The sequence below is a fragment of the Bacillus sp. AY3-1 genome, assembly GCF_008368785.1.
Lineage (GTDB): Bacteria > Bacillota > Bacilli > Bacillales > Bacillaceae_G > Bacillus_A > Bacillus_A wiedmannii.
The window spans coordinates 67079-88178 of record NZ_QORZ01000002.1 but is presented as its reverse complement, the minus strand read 5'-3'; the positions used below and the strand labels follow the sequence as shown (position 1 = coordinate 88178).

Below are 21100 nucleotides of genomic sequence, written 5' to 3'. Positions count from 1 at the left end.
TACTATCTATTCTTTACTACATTAATCTCATGTACACGTAAAAAAGCAATTAAATGCTCGCACGCTCGTTCACACGCTAACATTTTAAAGATTTTTTGTTCCTCTTTCGTTTTATCATTTGCTTGATCTGATGCAGCTTTTAAACTGAGAAAAGGTTTGTTATTGATTTGACACACATAAGCAAAGGCTGCCACTTCTTGATCAACCGCTAATGCTCCATATACAGTATGGAGTAAATATCTCATTTCTGAACTACGGATACGTTGATCTCCAGATAAAAATGTACCATAATGAATCGGATCATAAGATCGTATCTTTTTTATTCTTCTTACAAGTGACTTTGTTGTTTCAATAGGTGCTGTCCTACCATTATATAAATTAAAAATATCTTCCCCTGAACCAGCAGCAGTAACATCGTGTTGTATTGCATTAAGGGCTACTACAATATGTCCATTTTTCACCTTATTTGATAGACTTCCGCATATTCCTGTCATAAACAACTCATCTGGCTGAAACTCACTAATTAATAATTGCACACAACTAGCACAACTTACTTTCCCAACTCCAGTTATTACGGAGATAATTTCCATATTATTAATATAGTGAAAATGAAATTCCCAAGCTGCTCGTTTTTCAATACGTTCACTTGGATAATATTGATGCAAATACGTAAGTTCTGGTTCCCATGCGGATACGATTGCAATACGTTTCATTACACGCTTCACTTCCCCTATTGTTATCATGTAAATACTTTATCTATACTTTCTCGTTCATAATCTGGAATCCACCCTTTATATTTCTCATATAAATTTCGTATTGTTTCTTTATTCTTCGCAATTACTTCACATCCTCTATCATCGTATATAAACATGATAATATCTTTCGTTGCATTTATAAGAAATACATCTGGATAAGAAATTTCTTTTTTGCGTCCAAAACGAGGATAAAGACCCGGAAAATCTTCATGATTCGCAGCTTGAATAAGCGGTATATACTTTATATCGCAAGCAAAACATTTTAGTGAAAATTGATATGTACAATATAAATCAGCTTCTTCATCTTCAAATAGAAAAGGTACTATTTTTTGTTTTATTTGGAACTTTAAATCCCTCTTTTTAATAAATTTATTATATACATTTATTTTCTGCGAATTTTTCACATTTTCCTTTTTAAATCGATAAACATTTGTTACTAAAAAGACTTCATCTTCTTTTGAAAATATATCTTCAAATAAGTGTTTATTATATGTATAAAGTTGAGAGAAATATTCCATATTTAAATCATCGGTGTCTTCTAGATTTTGATGTTTACCTTTTCCAAAATCAAAATACAAATAATTTTCCCACTGAAAGGATATATGTGGTACTAATGTAACCCCAGGGAATGTTTCATTCATATATTCTTTTAATTGCATTCTTAATTCCTTTCTACTCTACAATTTCATTTAACTGCCAATATGCTTCTTCTAGCCACGGGTGTATAACTTTCAATATAACGTTGTATTTAAATATCCTTTTTATTTGTATTCGTTATGAATGTTTTAATCCCTTTTTTATACGTTACATGAAATTTTATGGCGAATCATTGCTACAAAATACATAAATGTTTGATATTATAGTAATGTTAATGATTTGTTAGGAAAGGAACTACATAATGAATAAAAACATATTAATTATTGATGATGATAAAGATATTGTTGAGTTACTTGCTGTTTATTTGCGAAATGAAGGCTATAACATTTATAAAGCATACGATGGCGATGAGGCATTGCAAATGATTTCTACATATGAAGTTGATCTTATGATTTTGGATATTATGATGCCAAAGCGAAATGGATTAGAAGTTTGCCAGGAAGTTCGTGAGAATAATACTGTACCTATTCTTATGCTGAGTGCAAAAGCAGAAGATATGGATAAAATATTAGGTCTTATGACAGGTGCAGATGATTATATGATTAAGCCATTCAATCCATTAGAATTAGTAGCTAGAGTGAAAGCTTTGTTACGAAGATCATCTTTCCAAAATGCCACTTCCTCCAAAAATGAAGATGGTATTATTCGTATTCGTTCTGCTGAAATACACAAACATAATCATACTGTTAAAGTAAATGGAGAATATATTAAACTTACATCTATTGAATTTGATATTTTATATTTACTTGCGAGTAATACCGGAAGAGTATTTAGTTCCGAAGAAATTTTTGAACGCGTATGGAACGAAGATGGTTATGGTTCAAATAAAACTGTAATGGTTCACATTAGTAATTTACGAGATAAACTTGAAACAGGAATGAATGGAGAGAAGTTTATTCATACTGTTTGGGGAGTAGGCTATAAAATTGAGAAATGAAGCATTTGATATATTAAAAGATATCCCAAAATGGAAGTTAATTTTTTGGTTTATGTTAGCCATCACACTTACTCCTATTACTGAATTAATTATATATCGCCTTGTTACAAGTGTAATTGAAAGTTCACTTACGTTAAGCGAGCTCGGAAAAGAATTCATTAGAATTTTTGGATATGAAAAATATAAAGGAATAAAGGAATCTCTATGGATGATGATTGTATCTTATTTGTTTTTATTTTCTATTTTCTCATCCTACCTATACATTTTTTATCGTCATGAAAGAAAGATTTATTATGAAACTTGTATTAAAAAAATGATAGAAGAAATTCGTTATATTGCAAATGGAAACTTCAATCATAAAGTCTCTATCGTAAACCATAATTATCTGGAAGAGTTAGCAAGCGGGGTTAATCACATTGTTGAACAATTGAAAGTTTCGATTGATGAAGAAAGACAGGCTGAACAAGCAAAAAGTGAACTTATTACAAATGTATCGCATGATTTACGTACTCCTCTTACCTCTATAGTTGGATACGTAAATTTAATCCACCATGATAATTATAGAGATGAAGTGGAATTACGCCATTATATACAAGTCATTTACGATAAAGTAACCCGTCTTAACGCATTAATGAATGATTTGTTTGAATATACACGTGTTCAAAATAAAGAGTTAAGTTTATATTCTGTTCCCATTGATATTGTAGAGCTACTTGGGCAATTAACTGTTCAATTCCGCATACAAGTTCAAGAAGCTAATATAGAATGTCGACCTTCTTTCCCATCTCAAAAACTCATGGTATTAGCTGATGGAGACAAATTAGTACGAGTGTTTGAAAATCTTATTATAAATGCTATCGCTTATGGAAACGACGGTGGATATATCGACCTTGCTGCCTATGAAAGCAATAATATGATTACTATAGATATAACAAATTACGGCCAACCTATTCCTAGTACGGATTTACCTCATATTTTTGAACGTTTTTATCGCGTTGAAAAATCTCGCTCTACGAACACTGGTGGATCTGGACTCGGATTGGCAATTGCAAAAAGTATTGTGGAATTGCATAAAGGAACAATTGAAGTATATAGTGATGATAAAAAAACAACTTTCACTGTAAAACTACAACCATATAAATGTTAATACAACTTAATTTTAGGTCCAATTTCTTACCATATAAGAAATTGGATCTTTTATTTTCCATTAAAATCCAAATTTAATAATCCTTTATAATTCTTTAGAAATTCTTTACCTTTTCTTTCTTCCTAATTAAGCATTCCTTTTTACAATAGTATTATTGATGTCATAGTAGGAGGATCGCTTATGCAATTCTTGAAAAAGTTCACAATTTTATTCTTATCTTTTGTTATTACAGCACTTATCGTTTTATATTTTTACCTCTATGTAAATGGTCCAATTATTCAAGCTAAATCAGCTATTTTAATAGATGCTAATTCAAGTGAAGTTGTTTATAAAAAAAATGAAGAAACTCCTATACAATCAGCTACTTTATCTAAATTAATGACAGAGTATATCACACTGGAACAACTGAATGAAGGAAAAATACAGTTAGATGAATTAGTAAAAATAAGTAACGAAGTTTTCCGAGCAGAAACGAGTCCTATACAAGTAACTTCGAAAGATAAAACGACAGTTCGTGATTTACTTCATGCATTGTTTTTGACAGGGAATAATCGTTCCGCACTTGCCATTGCAGAACACATTGCTGGAAACGAAGATAACTTTACACTTTTAATGAATGAGAAAGCAAAACAACTAAAGTTATCACAACCATCCCCGTTTCTAAATGCTACTGGAATAAATAACGATACAAATAAACAATCAACTACAACAGCTATAGACGTAGCTAAACTAGCGACACAATTAGTAAAAGACTTTCCAGATGTATTGAATGTTACGAAACTAACCTCTTACCAATTTACCTTCAAAGACTCAAAAGTTTTCAACACAAATAAAATGATTTATTCTCTTAATAAAAACATTAAACTCCAAGGTGTTGACGGCTTACAAACTAGTTTTTCAACTAATGGTAATTATAGTTTTCTCAGTACAGCAAAACGAGGAGATACTAGACTTATTTCCGTAATATTAGACTCCAATGAAGAAAACAGTACTTTTATTGAAACAAAAAAGTTACTACAGTACGGTTTTGATCCTTCCTCGTACTCTGCACTCCAAGCTTTTAAAGATGCTGTTACATCGTGGACAGTTTTGCTTCAATTTAAAAATTTGATCATACAAACATTGTTGATTTTCTTCATCATTACAATTTTAATGTTTTTACATATACGTCAGAAAAAATCCGAGGATTTCAACTAGGAAATCTTCTTTTATATAAAAACCGGCTTGCATTTACAGTGCAAGCCGGTTTCTAAATTTATAATCCTCTTCCAATTAAATTCGCTGAAACAGGCTGAAGATTTAATTCTCTCGCCCATATAGATAGCTGACCAATATGGTGAATTTCATGCACAATTACATGTCTTAAAACTTCACCGTATGTATATGTTTTATCTGTCCATGAAGCTTTTAATATCTTACATTCTACGGTAGATGACCATTCTTGTAAAAAATCTTCTAATTCTCGTTTATATACATCAGATAACGCTTTCACTTTTTGGATGGATTGATAATCTTTAAACTGCGGTTCATTATCTTCTTTTCCTTGAAGCGCACTAATCCAGCTGTACTCAACATCGACAATATGAAATAATGTTTCTAAAACACTCCCAACACCACCTACACGCTTGCGGAGTAATTCTTCCTCTGAAAGTTGTTCACACCACTTAAACCAATCATCCCTTACTTGCCAATTGTATTGAAATAACGTGTACATATATATTTATCTCTCCCCTACCTCAACAATCCACTTAACCGCATCTATTACATAATATGGTTCATCTTTTTGAATATAGTGACCGCTTTTTTCTGCAATTACAAATTTATGATTGTATGATAATCGTAATAATTCTTCTTGCAATTGTAACCATTTCATTTGTGCATCTGGCGAATAAAAAACTTTTTTACCCGCAGCTAACACGACAAGTGGAATATCATTCATTGATTTACAATGTCTATCTACTTCACTTAAACTAAATGTAAACTCTTCATAAGCACTTTCATATACAAACTGTTTATAGTAAGCTTCTTGAAATTCTGGAGACATGATTGGCAGAAAATCTTCTTTATAATTTTCCGGTGTCGAATCAACCAAAACTATTCCCAACATATCTTTGGGATAAGAAGTAGCAAATAAACGTACATTTATACCGCCAAAAGAATGTCCTACAAAAATATAAGGTGGTTTCAATTGTAGTTGCGCTAAGCAACTTCTTAAATCTTTTACCATTTCAGAACTAATACGTCGCTTGGAACTATTTCCACTTTTCCCCAATCCAGCTCGATCATATGTGAGCACCGTCCCATATTCCGTCAATCCCTCAGCAATATGATCCCATGTCTTTGAATAATCGCCATAACCTGCTTCCATTATAATAACTGGCTGCAACTTCTTTCCTTGGAACTTTTTCGTATACATTTTAAAATCGTCAACTTGTAAATATTCCTCTATACATTTAATCATTGGCAATCACTTCTCTCAGGCCAAGTTCCTCTACAGCATGATTAATTATTTTACTTACAGATAAAGAGCCATCCAATACAATATCCGAATTCGGCTTAACAGTATGAATTGCCTCTAAATATGCTTTTCTCGCAAATGTCATGTAATGTTTCAAATCATTATGTATTTCATCTATTGTATCTTCTTTAAAATCTCGCAAAATTCTTCTAGCCATCGCAATATCTAACGGGGTATCGATAAATATAGTTGCATCAATAAATTCTCGCATTTCACTATTTAAGTATGCAAAAGGATAATCTACAATAATATAATCTACATTACCCTCTCGTTTAAGGTGCTGAATATCATGAATTAATGGCGTAAGTACCCATTCATCATAATTTGCTCCATCATCAATCCATTTACAAATATCACTAGGACAGTTTTTAAAGTGATAGCTATCAAAATATAGTGCTTTTGAATTTGTTAACTTTTGAGTTAATTTTTCTGTAACAGTAGTTTTACCTCCTCCTGAAACAGCTGCAATTGTAATGATTTTCGTTTTATTATTCATAATTCCCAACCATACCCCTTTTAATTAACATAACATAGTTATAGATAACTATTATTTTTTATCGCTCCATTCATATTCTAACATACTCATTTCCCATAAATTCCAATACGTTTCTCCTACTTTTTTTGACTCTCTTAATAAACCTTCTTTTACAAATCCTATTTTTTCATAACATGAGATGGCCGATGTATTAAAATCATAAACACCTAGAGTTACTCTATGTAGTTTTAATTCTTCAAAAGCAACATGAAGTACTGCTTTCATCATATGTTTCCCTATAGAATATCCTCTCATTTTCGTATCACCAACTAGTACTTTACCAATCCTTGCAGATTTATTTATATTGTCTATTTGCCCAAGTGAAATTTGACCAACTACTTCTTGAGTCTCTTCATCTATTACTTTGAATGCAAGTGTATTTTCACTTTCTATATATTTTTCTAATTGTTCTTCATTTAGGGGATATGTAAATGCATTTCCTGACCACTGTATTAAAAATTCTTCGGAATCAATCCAGTTTATTAATTGTTTGAAATCGAATCGTTTAAAAGGTTCTAATTTAATCAACTTCATTCTCCTTTCATACACCATTCTATATATCCTCAAACTTATTTCTATATATAAAATATATTCTCCTTTTATACGAAATGAAAATAAAGCCATTCATAAGAATGGCTTTACAAAAAACATAGCCCAATTATGCCATGTTTCTTATGTTAACAATGGTTCAATCGCTTCAATTTTACAAACTGAAATAATTACTGTAACTACCCCAGCACTATTAGCAAGCTTTACAACATCACAAGTGACTGAAGAAACAGTTCCTGCATAATTATTACTTCCTGTTGTAATACGCACTGATCTGTTTACTAACTTTCTCAGCTCATCTCTAATTCCTTGTACACAGCAACAATCGCATTTTTTATTTTGTTCTTCTTGTTCTTTTTTACATTCTTCGAAAGCATCCCAACAATCATCCTGTTTACATGTACACTTCTTTTTACAATTATTAAATCGAGAACCCAAAACCTCACCCCCTAATCCTTTCTATTAGTAAAGTATGTCCACAAGCTTAAAAGTGTAAGAGACAAACACATAGAAAGGAAAAAACAAACAATTGTATTAGACATTCTTTTCTTTATTAACTATAAAAACAGGCCTCTAACAATTTGAAGCTTGTTTAATGAGGGGAATTGGATTTAATTCTGCTGAATTTAAAGTTTAGACAACCTCTTATAAGTCAGCTCCTTTAAGAATCCCCAGCTTTTCCTATTACTTCACATATACCATATACATAGGCTTTGTTTGCATTAATATAGTACCTTTGCTGTTGTGAAATATACATTCAGAAAAGCGTACTCCAAGATAAGATATTATTTAAAATCTTAACGTTTCCTTCAACAAGTGTTTGTTGATTAATATCATAACCAGTAGTTCTCTCAACTATCTCTTGAAAATTAGCATAGTTTGTATGAATTCTATATCTAGTAGAAAGCACTCTATCATATAAAGGTAAAATAATAGGTTAATAAACAAGCCATTCTTTTACTAAAACATAGAATAGTATGAATCCTATTGAAGGGAGGTATAAAAGAATGTCCTGGAAAAATGATTGCTGGAGTTCTAAGAAAAAGCATTGTTGTGATGACTGGTGGAAATCTAAAGAAAAGAATCATTGTGATGATGATTGGCGTTCTAAGGAAAAGCATTGTAATGATGATTGGTGGAAATCTAAAGAAAAGAATCATTGTGATGATGATTGGAGTTCTAAACGAAATAAGTGTCGTTGTAAATGTTTCTTTATTTGTTGTCATTGTAAAAGAAAAAATTGGTAATATTTTCAATATCGACTTAAAAGAGAGAACATGTCTTTTGTGACCGATAAATACTAGAATGTAATATACAAAAAGCTGACTAAGTATAGTCAGCTTTTTGTCAATGAACACGTAGAGATTTATTTTAATATAGTTCTTATTAGAAAAGGATTATTTTATATAGATTACTATAAGCATCCATAAAGCCAAGGCGCCAATGATAGCGAGCGCTATACGTGTAGATAGTACCCTTAATTCAAAGTCTGTTTTCTTGGAGGGTTCAGGATATGCAATTATGTAGATTCCCTTTAATAATGCAAGCCATGCAATAACCGTTAGGAACCCCTGCCAATTGAATACCCATACATTATGTAGGATTAAACTACCTAACCCTAGGAAAATCGATAGAAAACCATACATAATACCAAATCCTCTGTCTTCAACCACTAATTTTTTCAATTCACGTAGTACCGATGGACGTACGAAAAGTATTCCCGATACGATAACCGTTATCCATCCCCAAAACAATCCTAAAAAAGTACTAGTTTCCATTATTAGTTCACTCCCCTCAATTATTTATATTTCAGATATTCCCCCCTTTAGAACAATTCCAACATCTTTATATATAGGCTAAATTCTGCTCTTTTTTAATACAAACATGGCATATTCTATGCCCATCCTTAATCACCTCATTTCTCTACAAAATGAAATTTTTATATCATTCTTCATCATCATCTATCCGAATCAACCGAAGTCGCTTTGTACTATTACCGCACACTTTTTCATAGCTTGGAACTAACATGCACCAAAGCCAATATAATGATTTATTCGCCTTTTCACTAACCTCTAAAATTGTCCCCTCTGTAATAAAATGATCACCTTAATACAATGTATACTCGCTTGTCCCATGGAATCATCATTATTCCCCTCCCTATTAAAATAGCGTTTTTGTTTCAAATAATGCTCTCATTAATTTGGACGCATTTACCAGTATATTTACCAAAAAATTCATGATATCGTTAACTAGTCGAGTACGTCATTACTTGACGATTACCCTTAGGAGCCCTGCAGACAATCGGGGTTCCTTTTATTTAAATAAGGATTTTGTTTAAACTTTACAAAACTCACCTATATTAAACTATCTTCTAAAATTCCCATTGAACATTTATAATACTTTTAAACAGTTTAAATTCTACAATCAGTAATGGAGGCATTTTAATGGGAAACATCCCAAAAATATCATCACAACAATCAAATCCTAAGATACCCTCACAGCAAGTGAACCCTAACATCCAACAAGGTAATAATAAAAAAACAAGACGCCGTATTATAACTACTTTGGCTTTTATATTATCTGTAATTTTTGTCCTTCAATATTCTCTTAATAACCAACAAGAAATGATTAAAGAAAAACAAATCACGCTTAATACGGAGCAACAAAAATTATCTTCTTTAAAGAAGGATGGTCATTCCCTTAAAAATGATGTTAAGGCTTTAACAGGTAGTGAAGAAGAGATTTTAAAATTCGCAAGGAAACTGTATGGATTTTCCAAACCGAATGAAACTATATTTCAAATAACTGAATAAAATTACACTGCATTACCCAAAAAGGCGATTTGACGATAATCGCCTTTTTATATTTAATTTCTAAAATAAACATACTAATTTCTTTTTCTATCAAATAACTATTTTGTTTAATTTATTAAAATACAACCGCTTCTCCATTTCACATTGCTCTATCATTACATTTACTATTAGTAATACGATTTTTAGAGGTGATAAATAATGGACGAGTTTTTATATTTTGCTGCACTTAATCCGGGTTCTATTGGACCTACACTTCCACCTGTTCAACCCTTCCAATTCCCTACTGGTCCCACCGGTTCTACAGGATCAACTGGTTCTACCGGACCAACTGGACCAACTGGACCAACTGGACCAACTGGATTTAATCTTCCTGCTGGGCCTGCCTCTATTACCTTGACTTCTAACGAAACCACAGCATGTGTATCCACTCAAGGAAATAATACTTTATTTTTTTCGGGTCAAGTATTAGTAAACGGTAGTCCTACTCCAGGAGTAGTGGTCAGTTTTTCATTCAGTAACCCTTCTCTTGCTTTCATGGTTCCTCTTGCGGTCATTACCAATGCTTCAGGTAACTTTAACGCTGTATTTCTAGCCGCTAATGGGCCTGGAACAGTAACCGTTACTGCTTCACTTCTTGATTCTCCTGGAACAATGGCTAGCGTCACTATTACCATTGTGAATTGTCCATAATGGTTTTATTTTTAAGGACTAAGCAATATCTAATAAGATGAGCACTGATTTACAGTGCTCTTTTTTATCATTGGGATGTTCCTTTCAAATGAAATTTCGTAGTGGGATCTAGTTACCACTAATAGAAATGTTCAAGTAACCCCCAGTCATTATCTGTTGTCCTTTTTGAAAGGACTTGTTCCGTACAACAGGTCCTATTTAATCTACACCCTACTAAAATAACGCTTTTATTAAGGACTAATGATCTTTATATTTCTTCAGCTTGTCATCACAAGTGCTTTTTATTATTAGTTAAATTCTCAATATAGTTTGTGTATATAATTCCATTCAAAGATACATAATACCCACGTAACTATTTAAAAAGACATCGTTTTTATATCTAAGTTCAAAAAGGAGCTACATAACATGGATAAGAAAAATCTATTAAGTCAACAACTTGATTATGTGTCATCAGATGCGCTGAATACTCCTAGTAAAGCCCAAGAGCAAATGCAAGAAACATCTCAGGAGGCACATGATTCAAACAAAAAGGACAGTACTCAAGCTTTACATGGCGAAGATTTACCAATTTCAGATGTATATAGAACAACGAACAAACAGTAAATTTAAAAGGGAAAAAATCTTAAGAACCAGTGAGCTTAATTCTTTTCCCTTTTCCTATTTAAATAACACTTTTATATGAAACACGTACACATTTTTGACACATCCACTATCGCAATCTCCTGAAAATTCGTGATAATATTAATTAGTCGGATACGCCAAATTTCGACATTGAACGACAATGATATCTCCCTTATTGAATCCCTGTCCCCCAGGGATTTCTCCTTTTATTTCTTACTTTTTTCTTCACTAAATTTTCATTCTTAACAAAATTCAATCAATCCATTGAATAGACAGCCATAGTATCCTATTTTGATAAAAACTAAAAACAAACAGATATACTTAACACTAATAGTAGATTTTTTAACTTCAAATTTACTTTTTCTCTCTTATCTTTTTGTAAACATTAAAAATGAGCTCTATTTACATAGAGCTCATTCGTAATTTTATAGTTTACTAGACTGTAACCCCTGAATAAACGGAACTACTTCAGGATTTACAAGTGATGATAAATCCCCTAGCTCATTTCCTAAGTAAGCAGCTTTAATGACGCGTCGCATTACTTTAGAATTACGTGTTTTTGGTAAATCTTCTACAACGTGAATATCTTTTGGACACAATGCTTTTCCGATATGAGAGTTTACTAAACTCATTAATTCTTTCTTTAACTCTCCTGTGAATGTTACATTGTCCCTTAATACTACAAAACAATGACAAACTTCACCTTTTACATCATCAGGTACACCAATCGCGGCAGCTTCTATGACATCATTATGCTTCACAAGAATAGATTCATATTCTGCAGGTCCAATACGTTTTCCAGCAATGTTTAACGTATCATCTGAGCGTCCTGTAATAATATATTGCTCACCATCATAAATCACCCAGTCACCATGAACCCATTTGTTTTCAAAACGTGACCAATACGTGTTCACATAACGCTCATCGTCTTCCCAGAAACTTTTCGTCATACCAACCCAAGGTTTCTCTAAACATAATTCTCCAACTTCATCACGAATTGGATTGCCTTGATCATCGAGCACAACCGCTGCCATTCCTGGTAAAGATGCGTTAAAACTAATCGGTGCAATTGGTTTAATAAGGACGTTTCCGAAAATCCCACCAGAAATTTCAGTTCCGCCTGAATAGTTACAAATTGGTACATTATTTTTTCCGACTGTTTCAAATAGCCACATCCAAGGATCTGGATTCCAAGGTTCACCTGTTGATGCGAATACTTCTAAACTCTTGAGCGAATGTTTATTTACATACTCATCACCCTTTGCCATTAACGCACGAATTAATGTTGGTGATATACCGAGATGTGTAATTTCATATTTATCAACGGTCTCCCATAAACGATCTGCTTCTGGGAAATCTGGAACACCTTCGTACATAACCATCGTTGCTCCATTAATGAGAGAGCCGAATAATAAAAACGGTCCCATCATCCAGCCCATATCAGTTACCCATAATACGCGGTCACCTTGTTTGATGTTCATTCCAAATCCTGCATCAAATGCAGATTTCAAAGGGAAACCAGCATGTGTATGTACTGTTCCTTTCGGTTTCCCAGTTGTACCTGATGTATAAATGAGCATTAACGGATCATCACTATTCATCTCTTCAGCATGCGTAAATGGTTTTTCTTTTTCTAGCGCACTCCATGGGAAATCATAATTATGTGGTGTAAAATCATTTCCTGCATGACGAACAATAACAACTTTTTCAACAGTTGGACAATGTTCGCAAGCTTTATCTACTTCGTCTTTTAATGAAACAACTTTACCTCGGCGTGAAAAACCATCTGCAGTAATAATCATTTTTGACCCTGCCGCTTGTACACGAGTCATGACTGCATCAGACGCAAATCCTGAGAATATTGGTGAAATAATTGCTCCGATTTTCATAACAGCTAGCATTGCAACAACTGTTTCTGGAATCATCGGCATATAAATTGTTACACGGTCACCTTTTTCAATACCCGCATGTTTCAAACCGTTTGCAACGCGACTTACCCAGTTGTCAAGATCTTCATATGTAAATGATTTTGAAGTTCCATTTTCTCCCTCATACTGTAGTGCTGGTTGCATTCTTGTTTCATCATCCGCAAGCCAGCGTGATAAAACCGATTCTACAACGTTACATGTTCCACCATTATACCACTGTGCAAACGGTGTACCATTTTCTAAATCTAGCACTTCTGTATAAGGCTTCATCCATTGATAGCCAACCGCTTTCTCAGCTTCTCCCCAAAACCATGCTGTTTCTTCAATAGATTTATTATAAAACGTTTCATAATCTTCATAGCCCAATGATTTCATCCAACCATATAAACGCGTTTTTTCTTTATATTCTTCTGTTGGAAACCAAACTGCTTGTTTCAATGTTTTCCCCTCCTTGACTTTTTGAGCAAGAAAGCCCTAAATAGGGCTTTAAACTGGATAAACAGGATGTTTACGATCTGTAAATACTTGATATTTACTCATATACATTTCGAATCGTCCTTTTAACTCTTCTCTTAAATTGTTTGGATGAACAATACCATCAATAACCATCTCTGATGCCAAATGGTAAATATCAATATCTTTCTTATACTCTTCGCGTTTTTCAGCAATGAAGCTATCACGCTCTTCTTCTGGTAAAGCTGCAATCTTATTTGCATATACAGCATTGACTGCCGCTTCTGGACCCATTACTGCAATAGAAGCTGTCGGTAATGCTAGGCAGCAATCTGGTTCAAAGGCTGGACCTGCCATTGCATATAAACCAGCACCGTATGCTTTACGAACAACGATAGAAATTTTCGGTACAGTTGCTTCACTCATGGCAGAAATCATCTTTGCACCATGACGAATAATACCAGCACGCTCTACTTTTGTGCCAATCATAAATCCAGGTACATCTGCAAGGAATAACAACGGAATATGATATGCATCACATAAATTAATAAATTTCGCTGCTTTATCCGCTGAATCGTGGAATAATACGCCGCCTTTCATACGCGGTTGATTTGCAATAATACCAACTGGCTTACCATCAATACGTGCCAAGCCTGTAATTAGTTCTTGAGCAAATAATTTTTTCACTTCATAGAAAGAACCTTCATCAATAACTCTATTAATGAGATCTTTCATATTGAAAGGAGCATTTTGATTTTCTGGAATGATTTGTTCTAACGTTTTTTCGAATTGTTTCGGTTCTTGAGGTGTAACCAATGGAGTCTTCTCTAAGTAGTTGTTTGGAAAATATGAAATGTATTGTCTTGCTTGTGTAATCGCATCTTCTTCTGTTTTACATAAAACATCTCCGCATCCTGATATAGAGCAATGCATACGAGCTCCGCCCATCTCCTCTAAAGTTACCTTCTCGCCGATAACCATCTCCGCCATACGAGGAGAACCTAAGTACATAGATGCATTTCCTTCTACCATCATAACAATGTCACAAAAGGCTGGAATATATGCGCCACCAGCTGCCGAAGGTCCAAATAATAAGCATACTTGAGGAACTTTACCTGATAATTTCACTTGATTGTAGAAGATTCTTCCTGCACCGCGGCGCCCTGGGAACATTTCTACTTGATCTGTAATACGCGCTCCAGCAGAGTCAACTAAATAAAATAACGGAACACGTAATTTTTCTGCCGTTTCTTGAATACGTAAAATCTTTTCAACTGTACGTGCGCCCCATGATCCAGCCTTTACCGTTGAATCATTTGCCATTACGCATGCAGTACGACCATGTATTTTACCCGTTGCCGTTATAACACCATCAGCAGGTAATCCTGTTTGTTCACAATTTGCAAATAATGCATCTTCTACATATTCACCATTATCAAATAAAAGAGCTAAGCGATCTCGAACGAATAGTTTTCCTTTTGCTTTGTTTTGTTCATGATACTTTGGTGCGCCGCCTTGTTTAATCGTTTCAACTCGTTCTTCAAATGTTTTCGATTGTTGTTTTTGATCTAACATATTTACTCCCCCTTATACATTGGTGTGCGTTTTTCCTTGAATGCTTGTAATCCTTCTAATCTATCTTTCGTATGGATTACACCTTCATACGCTTGTTTTTCCATTTGTAATCCGGTATGTAAATCAACTTGAATACCGTTTGAAATTGCTTCTTTTGCTAATCGAACAGCAATAGGGCCATTACTAGCAATTTTCTCTGCTATTTCAATCGCTTTCTCTTCAAGTAAATGAGCTGGTACAACAAATTCTACTAAACCATATTCTTTTGCTTCTTGCGCTGAAATACGTCTGCCTGTATAAATTAATTCTTTCGCTCTACCAACACCAATTAATCTTGGTAAACGCTGCGTACCACCTGCTCCTGGTATAATTGCAAGTGTAGTTTCAGTAAGACCAAGACTTGCAGATTCAGCCGCAATTCTAAAATCACAAGCTAAACTTAATTCCGTACCGCCACCAAGGGCGATTCCGTTTATGGCAGCAATAACTGGCTGTGGTAATTGTTCAACCATCTCCATAGTAGTGCGAATCATACTAACAGCATGGCGAACTTGTTCCTCATTCATACCAGCACGTTCTTTTAAATCAGCACCAGCACAAAACGCTTTTTCACCAGCACCTGTTAAAATAACTACACGAGTATTGGACTCTTCACTTATTTGAGTTAATATGTTTTGTAACTCTTCTAATAACGCTAAAGATAATGAGTTTGCTTGTCTTTCACGATATAACGAAATCTTTACAACGTGAGGTGTTACATAATTAACTGAAATGTTTTGTAGTTGTAGCATCTTCTCACCTACTTATCGTTTTATGTTGAAGCGCTCTATACACATGACTCGGTAATTGGATATTTAATTTACTTTGAATGAATTGACTCGCTTTCAATAACTTCTCTTCATCAATATTCGTTTGGACCCCTAACTTATGGAGCATATGAACTAAGTCATCGGTTGCAACATTGCCTGATGCTCCTGGTGCATATGGACATCCACCAAGACCACCACAAGAACTATCAAATGTTGTAATACCATATTCTAATGACTTAACTACATTCGCCAGAGCCATTCCATACGTATTATGGAAGTGCATTGCAAACTGCGAAGCATCATATTTCTTTAATAAATACTCTAATACTCGCTCTACTTGTAGTGGATTCGCTACACCAATCGTGTCACCAAGTGATACTTCATAAATGCCGTATGAAAATAGTTGATTACATAATTCGTCAACTGCTACGACGCTTATATCTCCTTCATAAGGACAGCCAAATACAGTAGAAACATAGCCTCTTACCTTTTTCCCTTCGAATATTGCCTGTTTTGTTATATCTTCAATTACAACTAATGCTTCTTTAATTGATTTATTAATATTACTTTTATTATGAGATTCACTTGCTGATAAAAAAACATTCACCTCATCTACATTTTGCAAAAAAGCTCGTTCCAAACCATTTTGATTTGGAACAAGCGCTGCATAAGTAACATTGGGATCCCTTTTCAGCTCAGAAAACACATCATTTGCATCTGCTAATGCAGGGACCCATTTAGGGTGAACGAATGAGGAAACTTCAACATACGATATTCCCGCCTCTGTAAGTAGTTGAATCCATTTTACTTTATCTTTTGTGCCAACAATCTTTTTTTCATTTTGTAAGCCATCACGTGGCCCGACTTCTTTAATGACAGCAAAATTAGGTAGTTTCAATTCGCTTCCCCCTATATCTCCCTATTCAATTTCTAGTAATACATCTCCTTCATTTACAAAATCGCCTTCTTGCACATTAATTTTCATAACTGTGCCAGCTTCTTCTGAAATGATTGGAATTTCCATTTTCATAGATTCCAAAATGACGACATCCTGCTCTTCCTCTACTGTATCTCCTACTCCTACAACAATCTTCCATACATTTCCTGCCATCGATGCATATACCTTCGTCATCATTTTTTCCCCCTTAATATTGTTAAATCTTATTTTTTAACAAGTTGTTTCGTTACAAAACCCGTTGTATAAATACCACTTTTGAACACATCGTCTTCCAATACTTGAAGTAGCATTGGCGTGTTCGTTTTAATACCTTCTACTTTTAATTCTTCTAAAGCATCATGTAATTTTGAAATTGCTTCTTCACGAGTTCCACCATGAGCAATAACTTTCGCAATCATTGGATCGTAGAAAGGTGTAATCGTGACTTGATTCTCCAAAAAGTGATCAATACGTACATTTGATGGAAGCGTTAAATTTGTAATTTTCCCAGGTGATGGGAAGAAAGTTTTCGGATCCTCTGCATAAATACGTGCCTCAATGGCATGACCACTACGTTTTACATCATCTTGTGTAAATGATAGTTTCTCACCGTATGCAATTAGAAGTTGTTGTTCTACAAGATCTAAACCAGTAATTTCTTCTGTAACTGGATGCTCTACTTGTAATCTCGTATTCATCTCTAAGAAATAAAAGTTCTTCTGATCATCTACAAGAAACTCAACTGTACCTGCATTTGTATAGCCTAGAGCTTTGGCAGCTTGTACAGCAACTTCTCCCATCGCCTTTCGCGTACCTTCATCTAAAAATGGTGAAGGTGCTTCTTCAATTACTTTCTGATTTCGGCGCTGCACGGAACATTCACGCTCCCATAAATACACTGTGTTACCATGTGTATCTGCTAAAAGCTGAATTTCAATATGATGTGCATCTGCAATATAGCGCTCTAAATACATTTCTCCGTTACCGAAGAAGTTTTGTGCTCTTGTTTTGTTACTTTCAAATGCTTTGGTGAGCGTTTGCTCAGTTTCCATCAACTGCATTCCAATGCCTCCGCCGCCTGCGGATGCCTTCAGCATTAATGGATAACCAATTTGTTTTGCAATTTCAATTGCTTCTTCAGCAGTTTCAATATTTGTAGTAATACCTGGAACTACTGGGACATCTGCAGCTTGCATTGCAATACGAGACTCGATTTTACTTCCCATTTTCGTAATGATTTCTTCTGATGGACCGATAAATACAATCCCTTCTTCCCTACAGCGAACCGGAAAAGACGGATTCTCTGATAATAATCCATATCCCGGATGGATTGCTTCAGCATTTGTCTTCTTAGCTATTTCAATAATTTTTTCAAGGTTTAAATAGCTTTCTTGGACACGCGGTCCGCCTACTAAGTAAGCTTCATTTGCCATTTTTACATGTAAGGCATTTTCATCCGCCTCAGAATAAATAGCAACAGTGCGAATGCCAAGTTTTTGACAAGTTTTCATAATACGAACTGCGATTTCCCCGCGATTAGCAATTAATATTTTTTGAAACATAGTGATTCCTCCTTTTTATCTACATCCTAAATGTCTTGCAATTACGAGACGTTGAATTTCAGAAGTTCCTTCACCAATTTCTAATAGTTTTGCATCACGAATATGTCGTTCCACTTCATATTCACGCATATAGCCGTATCCACCGTGAATTTGTACCGCTTGATTTGCAATACGACTAGCAGCCTCAGATGCAAATAACTTTGCCATAGCCGCTTCTTTACCGAAAGGTTTATCATTATCTTTTAACCAAGCTGCTTTATGTACTAAATTACGTGCAAGTTCTACTTCAGTCGCCATATCAGCTAATTTAAATTGAATCGCTTGGAAATTAGAGATTGACTTTCCAAATTGTTGACGTTCTTTCGCATATTGCAGCGCACGTTCAAATGCAGATTGTGCAATACCTACTGCTAATGCTGCGATTGAAATACGTCCTCCATCAAGTGTATATAAGAATTGTTTAAATCCTTTATTTACATCACCAAGAATATTTTCTTTCGGTACACGTACACCATCAAGTACGATTTCACATGTATTAGAAGCACGAACACCCATCTTATCGTAAGGACTTGAAATCGTTAATCCTTCACTTGTAGTCGGTACGATAAATGCCGAAATACGCTTTCTACCATTATCTTCAACACCGTTGATAGCGGTTACAATAATTGTATTTGCATACTCTGCATTTGTAATCCAACACTTTTCACCACTAATAACATACTCGTCTCCATCTAATACAGCTTTCGTTTGTGTACCACCTGCATCAGATCCAGCGTTCGGCTCAGTTAATCCGAAAGCACCTAAAGTTTTACCTGATGCCATTGGAATTAAATATTTCTGTTTTTGTTCTTCTGTACCGAAATAATAAATTGGAGAAGCACCTAATGAAATTGTTGCAGCGTAACTTAATCCTGTCCCACCACAAGCACGACCAATTTCTTCAACTGCTAACGCGTACGATACAGTATCGCCACCTGAACCTCCATACTCTTCAGGGAATGGGATTCCTAATAATCCTAGTTCGCCCATTTTTTGAAATGTTTCATATGGAAATTCCGCAGTTTTGTCATAATATACAGCTTTCGGTGCGATTTCCTTTTCAGCAAAGTCACGTACCATTTCTTTAATCATTTGTTTTTCGCGAGTTAGAGTAAATTCCATTCCGCTACACACCCCTTATCGAATATTGAGTTTCGACAGCGTGCGAGTTTCTACTACAAACATTACGAATTAAAAGACACGAATATTAGTTAGATAATTGCTATAATTCTGTCATAACTTAATTTTAAAACAGATTCTGTACTAATGCACAAAAAAATTCCTACATTGTTCTACAACAACATAGGAGTTTTCTTGTCGAATTATGTAATTTATTGTTTAATAATCTCTACCTTTTCCCGAATCAGAAATTTCTACTAAAGCTTCAGGATAAGGTTCAAAATATGTTTGTCTTAATAAATACTTTTCGTCAAACCGAATGGCCCATGATTTTAAAATTGCAAGTAAGCTACTAAGCGGGACTTTCTTTTCTATATACTTTTGTATCAAATCTAAAAAATGATCTTTTTCTTGTTTTTTCAGCTTAGTTTTAAAATATCCAAAAATATGCTCACATACATTTACATTCGATGTATAGCGGGGTGTGCGCATAAATAATTCATATAAAGTCTTCTCATAGTTTTCAAATACCACTTCAATCGTTTCATTTTTTTGATTTGCAATAATACGCCCCAATTCCTTTTGTTTCACCTGATTATATGCCATAAATAAATACTTATAGTCTGATTGAAATGATACGAGTTCTTTTATGTTTTTAGTATGTTTAATCATTTTGTAATGCGCGATTGTAAACAGCCTTGTAAAGAAATGTTCTCTAATAATAAAATTCGACAATCTACCCTCTTCTTCAATTGGAAGATGCGAAAATTTTTTTATTACTGCTCCGCCAAATAAGCCAGATCCCTTTCCTTTTGCTGGTGCTTTTTCAAAACCAGAATAAATTTTCACATCACGCGTACCACAACTCGGCGAACGATTCTTTAAAATAAAACCATCCACATCAGATATCGTTTGTAAAAAGACATATGAAAATTGCTCCATTTTTTCAGTTACATCTTCTCGTGTCGACGGCTGTACAAGCCTATTCACACCATTTTCTTCTACAATTCGTATCGTTTCACGAGGAGTCCCCAATCCGATCTCGACTTCTGGACAAACAGGTATAAATGTAACAAATGGCTGCAAATTTCGTATTGTTACATCTGGTATCATCTCTGCATTATAACGACAGGCATCAAATTCTAAACATTTACTTACAACAATTGTTGGTTTTGCAAATTGCCGCATTTCATTACCTCCATGGTATCAATCCATACAATCTAAATTGTACTGATATTAGTATCTTAAGCAAAGTCTGTTTATATTGATTATTTTTATAATAACTATAAATTTAATGCTATATCAACTGTAATTCAAATCTATTTCGTATATGTATTAACAAGTTCTTGTACAAACTTGTTAACACTTTTTTGTCTAAACACAATCCATCTTTACTAGCATAGTTACAGATTCTTTTCTTTCCTTTCCTCTTTACATTTAAATTAAAATAAGCCTT

The 21100-nt window shown here is 34.1% G+C and carries 23 protein-coding genes; 7 read left to right on the top strand and 16 right to left on the bottom strand.

Annotation, left to right across the window (positions count from 1 at the left end; translation table 11 throughout):
- Positions 1–2 precede the first annotated feature (2 nt).
- Both DN389_RS00710 and DN389_RS00705 read right to left on the bottom strand, forming a co-directional pair.
- Entirely contained in the window at positions 3–740 is a 738-nt protein-coding gene (locus DN389_RS00710; RefSeq protein WP_116300187.1) for a phosphorylase family protein, read from the bottom strand.
- Entirely contained in the window at positions 740–1414 is a 675-nt protein-coding gene (locus DN389_RS00705) for a DUF3885 domain-containing protein (RefSeq protein WP_060488936.1), read from the bottom strand. The genes DN389_RS00710 and DN389_RS00705 overlap by 1 nt, the downstream gene beginning before the upstream one ends.
- A 239-nt stretch (positions 1415–1653) precedes the next feature.
- Between DN389_RS00705 and DN389_RS00700 the strand changes: the two genes are divergently transcribed.
- The 3 genes from DN389_RS00700 to DN389_RS00690 all read left to right on the top strand — a co-directional run bounded on the left by DN389_RS00700 (position 1654) and on the right by DN389_RS00690 (position 4693).
- Complete coding sequence (locus tag DN389_RS00700) at positions 1654–2349, top strand: response regulator transcription factor (protein ID WP_001038798.1); 696 nt, start codon at positions 1654–1656, stop codon at positions 2347–2349.
- Complete coding sequence (locus DN389_RS00695; protein ID WP_060488935.1) at positions 2339–3496, top strand: sensor histidine kinase; 1158 nt, start codon at positions 2339–2341, stop codon at positions 3494–3496. The genes DN389_RS00700 and DN389_RS00695 overlap by 11 nt, the downstream gene beginning before the upstream one ends.
- 180 nt (positions 3497–3676) lie before the next feature.
- Positions 3677–4693, top strand: coding sequence for a D-alanyl-D-alanine carboxypeptidase family protein (locus DN389_RS00690; RefSeq protein WP_149236726.1), 1017 nt, complete (start codon positions 3677–3679; stop codon positions 4691–4693).
- 58 nt (positions 4694–4751) lie between these two features.
- Here DN389_RS00690 and DN389_RS00685 read toward each other — a convergent pair whose 3' ends face one another.
- From DN389_RS00685 to exsK, 5 genes are all read right to left on the bottom strand, one after another.
- Positions 4752–5210, bottom strand: a complete 459-nt coding sequence (locus DN389_RS00685) for a DinB family protein (protein WP_060488931.1) — start codon at positions 5208–5210, stop codon at positions 4752–4754.
- 6 nt (positions 5211–5216) lie between these two features.
- A complete protein-coding gene (locus tag DN389_RS00680) occupies positions 5217–5957 on the bottom strand; it encodes an alpha/beta fold hydrolase (RefSeq protein ID WP_149236725.1) in 741 nt (246 codons plus the stop codon).
- Positions 5950–6510 carry a nucleoside/nucleotide kinase family protein gene (locus tag DN389_RS00675; protein WP_149236724.1) on the bottom strand — a complete coding sequence of 187 codons (561 nt, stop codon included), beginning with the start codon at positions 6508–6510 and terminating at the stop codon, positions 5950–5952. The genes DN389_RS00680 and DN389_RS00675 overlap by 8 nt, the downstream gene beginning before the upstream one ends.
- 51 nt (positions 6511–6561) lie before the next feature.
- Positions 6562–7101 carry a GNAT family N-acetyltransferase gene (locus DN389_RS00670; protein WP_149236723.1) on the bottom strand — a complete coding sequence of 180 codons (540 nt, stop codon included), beginning with the start codon at positions 7099–7101 and terminating at the stop codon, positions 6562–6564.
- A gap of 120 nt (positions 7102–7221) precedes the next feature.
- Entirely contained in the window at positions 7222–7536 is a 315-nt protein-coding gene (gene exsK / locus DN389_RS00665) for an exosporium protein ExsK (RefSeq protein WP_149236722.1), read from the bottom strand.
- A gap of 549 nt (positions 7537–8085) precedes the next feature.
- On the opposite strand from exsK, the gene DN389_RS00660 reads away from it, so the two are divergent.
- Positions 8086–8388, top strand: coding sequence for a hypothetical protein (locus DN389_RS00660; protein WP_172798757.1), 303 nt, complete (start codon positions 8086–8088; stop codon positions 8386–8388).
- A 107-nt stretch (positions 8389–8495) separates the two neighbouring features.
- Here DN389_RS00660 and DN389_RS00655 read toward each other — a convergent pair whose 3' ends face one another.
- Positions 8496–8876, bottom strand: coding sequence for a hypothetical protein (locus tag DN389_RS00655; RefSeq protein ID WP_098190981.1), 381 nt, complete (start codon positions 8874–8876; stop codon positions 8496–8498).
- Between the two features lie 666 nt (positions 8877–9542).
- Here DN389_RS00655 and DN389_RS00650 point away from each other — a divergent pair.
- The 3 genes from DN389_RS00650 to DN389_RS00640 all read left to right on the top strand — a co-directional run bounded on the left by DN389_RS00650 (position 9543) and on the right by DN389_RS00640 (position 11204).
- Complete coding sequence (locus DN389_RS00650; protein WP_098190980.1) at positions 9543–9911, top strand: FtsB family cell division protein; 369 nt, start codon at positions 9543–9545, stop codon at positions 9909–9911.
- A gap of 198 nt (positions 9912–10109) precedes the next feature.
- The gene (locus DN389_RS29105) at positions 10110–10601 is read left to right on the top strand and encodes an exosporium leader peptide-containing protein (protein ID WP_149236721.1); all 492 of its coding nucleotides are present in this window, start codon (positions 10110–10112) and stop codon (positions 10599–10601) included.
- A 405-nt stretch (positions 10602–11006) separates the two neighbouring features.
- A complete protein-coding gene (locus DN389_RS00640; RefSeq protein ID WP_088084176.1) occupies positions 11007–11204 on the top strand; it encodes a hypothetical protein in 198 nt (65 codons plus the stop codon).
- A 443-nt stretch (positions 11205–11647) separates the two neighbouring features.
- Here DN389_RS00640 and DN389_RS00635 read toward each other — a convergent pair whose 3' ends face one another.
- The 8 genes from DN389_RS00635 to DN389_RS00600 form a co-directional block, all read right to left on the bottom strand.
- The gene (locus DN389_RS00635) at positions 11648–13588 is read right to left on the bottom strand and encodes an AMP-binding protein (RefSeq protein WP_098190978.1); all 1941 of its coding nucleotides are present in this window, start codon (positions 13586–13588) and stop codon (positions 11648–11650) included.
- 48 nt (positions 13589–13636) lie between these two features.
- The gene (locus DN389_RS00630) at positions 13637–15178 is read right to left on the bottom strand and encodes an acyl-CoA carboxylase subunit beta (RefSeq protein WP_149236720.1); all 1542 of its coding nucleotides are present in this window, start codon (positions 15176–15178) and stop codon (positions 13637–13639) included.
- Positions 15179–15180: 2 nt separating this feature from the next.
- Complete coding sequence (locus DN389_RS00625; RefSeq protein WP_048546966.1) at positions 15181–15969, bottom strand: enoyl-CoA hydratase; 789 nt, start codon at positions 15967–15969, stop codon at positions 15181–15183.
- Between the two features lie 4 nt (positions 15970–15973).
- Positions 15974–16885, bottom strand: a complete 912-nt coding sequence (gene mvaB / locus DN389_RS00620; RefSeq protein WP_060488920.1) for a hydroxymethylglutaryl-CoA lyase — start codon at positions 16883–16885, stop codon at positions 15974–15976.
- A gap of 21 nt (positions 16886–16906) precedes the next feature.
- Positions 16907–17122: an acetyl-CoA carboxylase biotin carboxyl carrier protein subunit gene (locus tag DN389_RS00615; RefSeq protein WP_001987345.1), complete on the bottom strand. Its 216-nt coding sequence runs from the start codon at positions 17120–17122 to the stop codon at positions 16907–16909.
- Between the two features lie 26 nt (positions 17123–17148).
- Positions 17149–18486 carry an acetyl-CoA carboxylase biotin carboxylase subunit gene (locus DN389_RS00610; RefSeq protein ID WP_046959454.1) on the bottom strand — a complete coding sequence of 446 codons (1338 nt, stop codon included), beginning with the start codon at positions 18484–18486 and terminating at the stop codon, positions 17149–17151.
- A gap of 15 nt (positions 18487–18501) precedes the next feature.
- Positions 18502–19647, bottom strand: coding sequence for an acyl-CoA dehydrogenase (locus DN389_RS00605; RefSeq protein WP_000397260.1), 1146 nt, complete (start codon positions 19645–19647; stop codon positions 18502–18504).
- Between the two features lie 216 nt (positions 19648–19863).
- Positions 19864–20832 carry a YbgA family protein gene (locus tag DN389_RS00600; protein ID WP_098090164.1) on the bottom strand — a complete coding sequence of 323 codons (969 nt, stop codon included), beginning with the start codon at positions 20830–20832 and terminating at the stop codon, positions 19864–19866.
- Positions 20833–21100 lie beyond the last annotated feature (268 nt).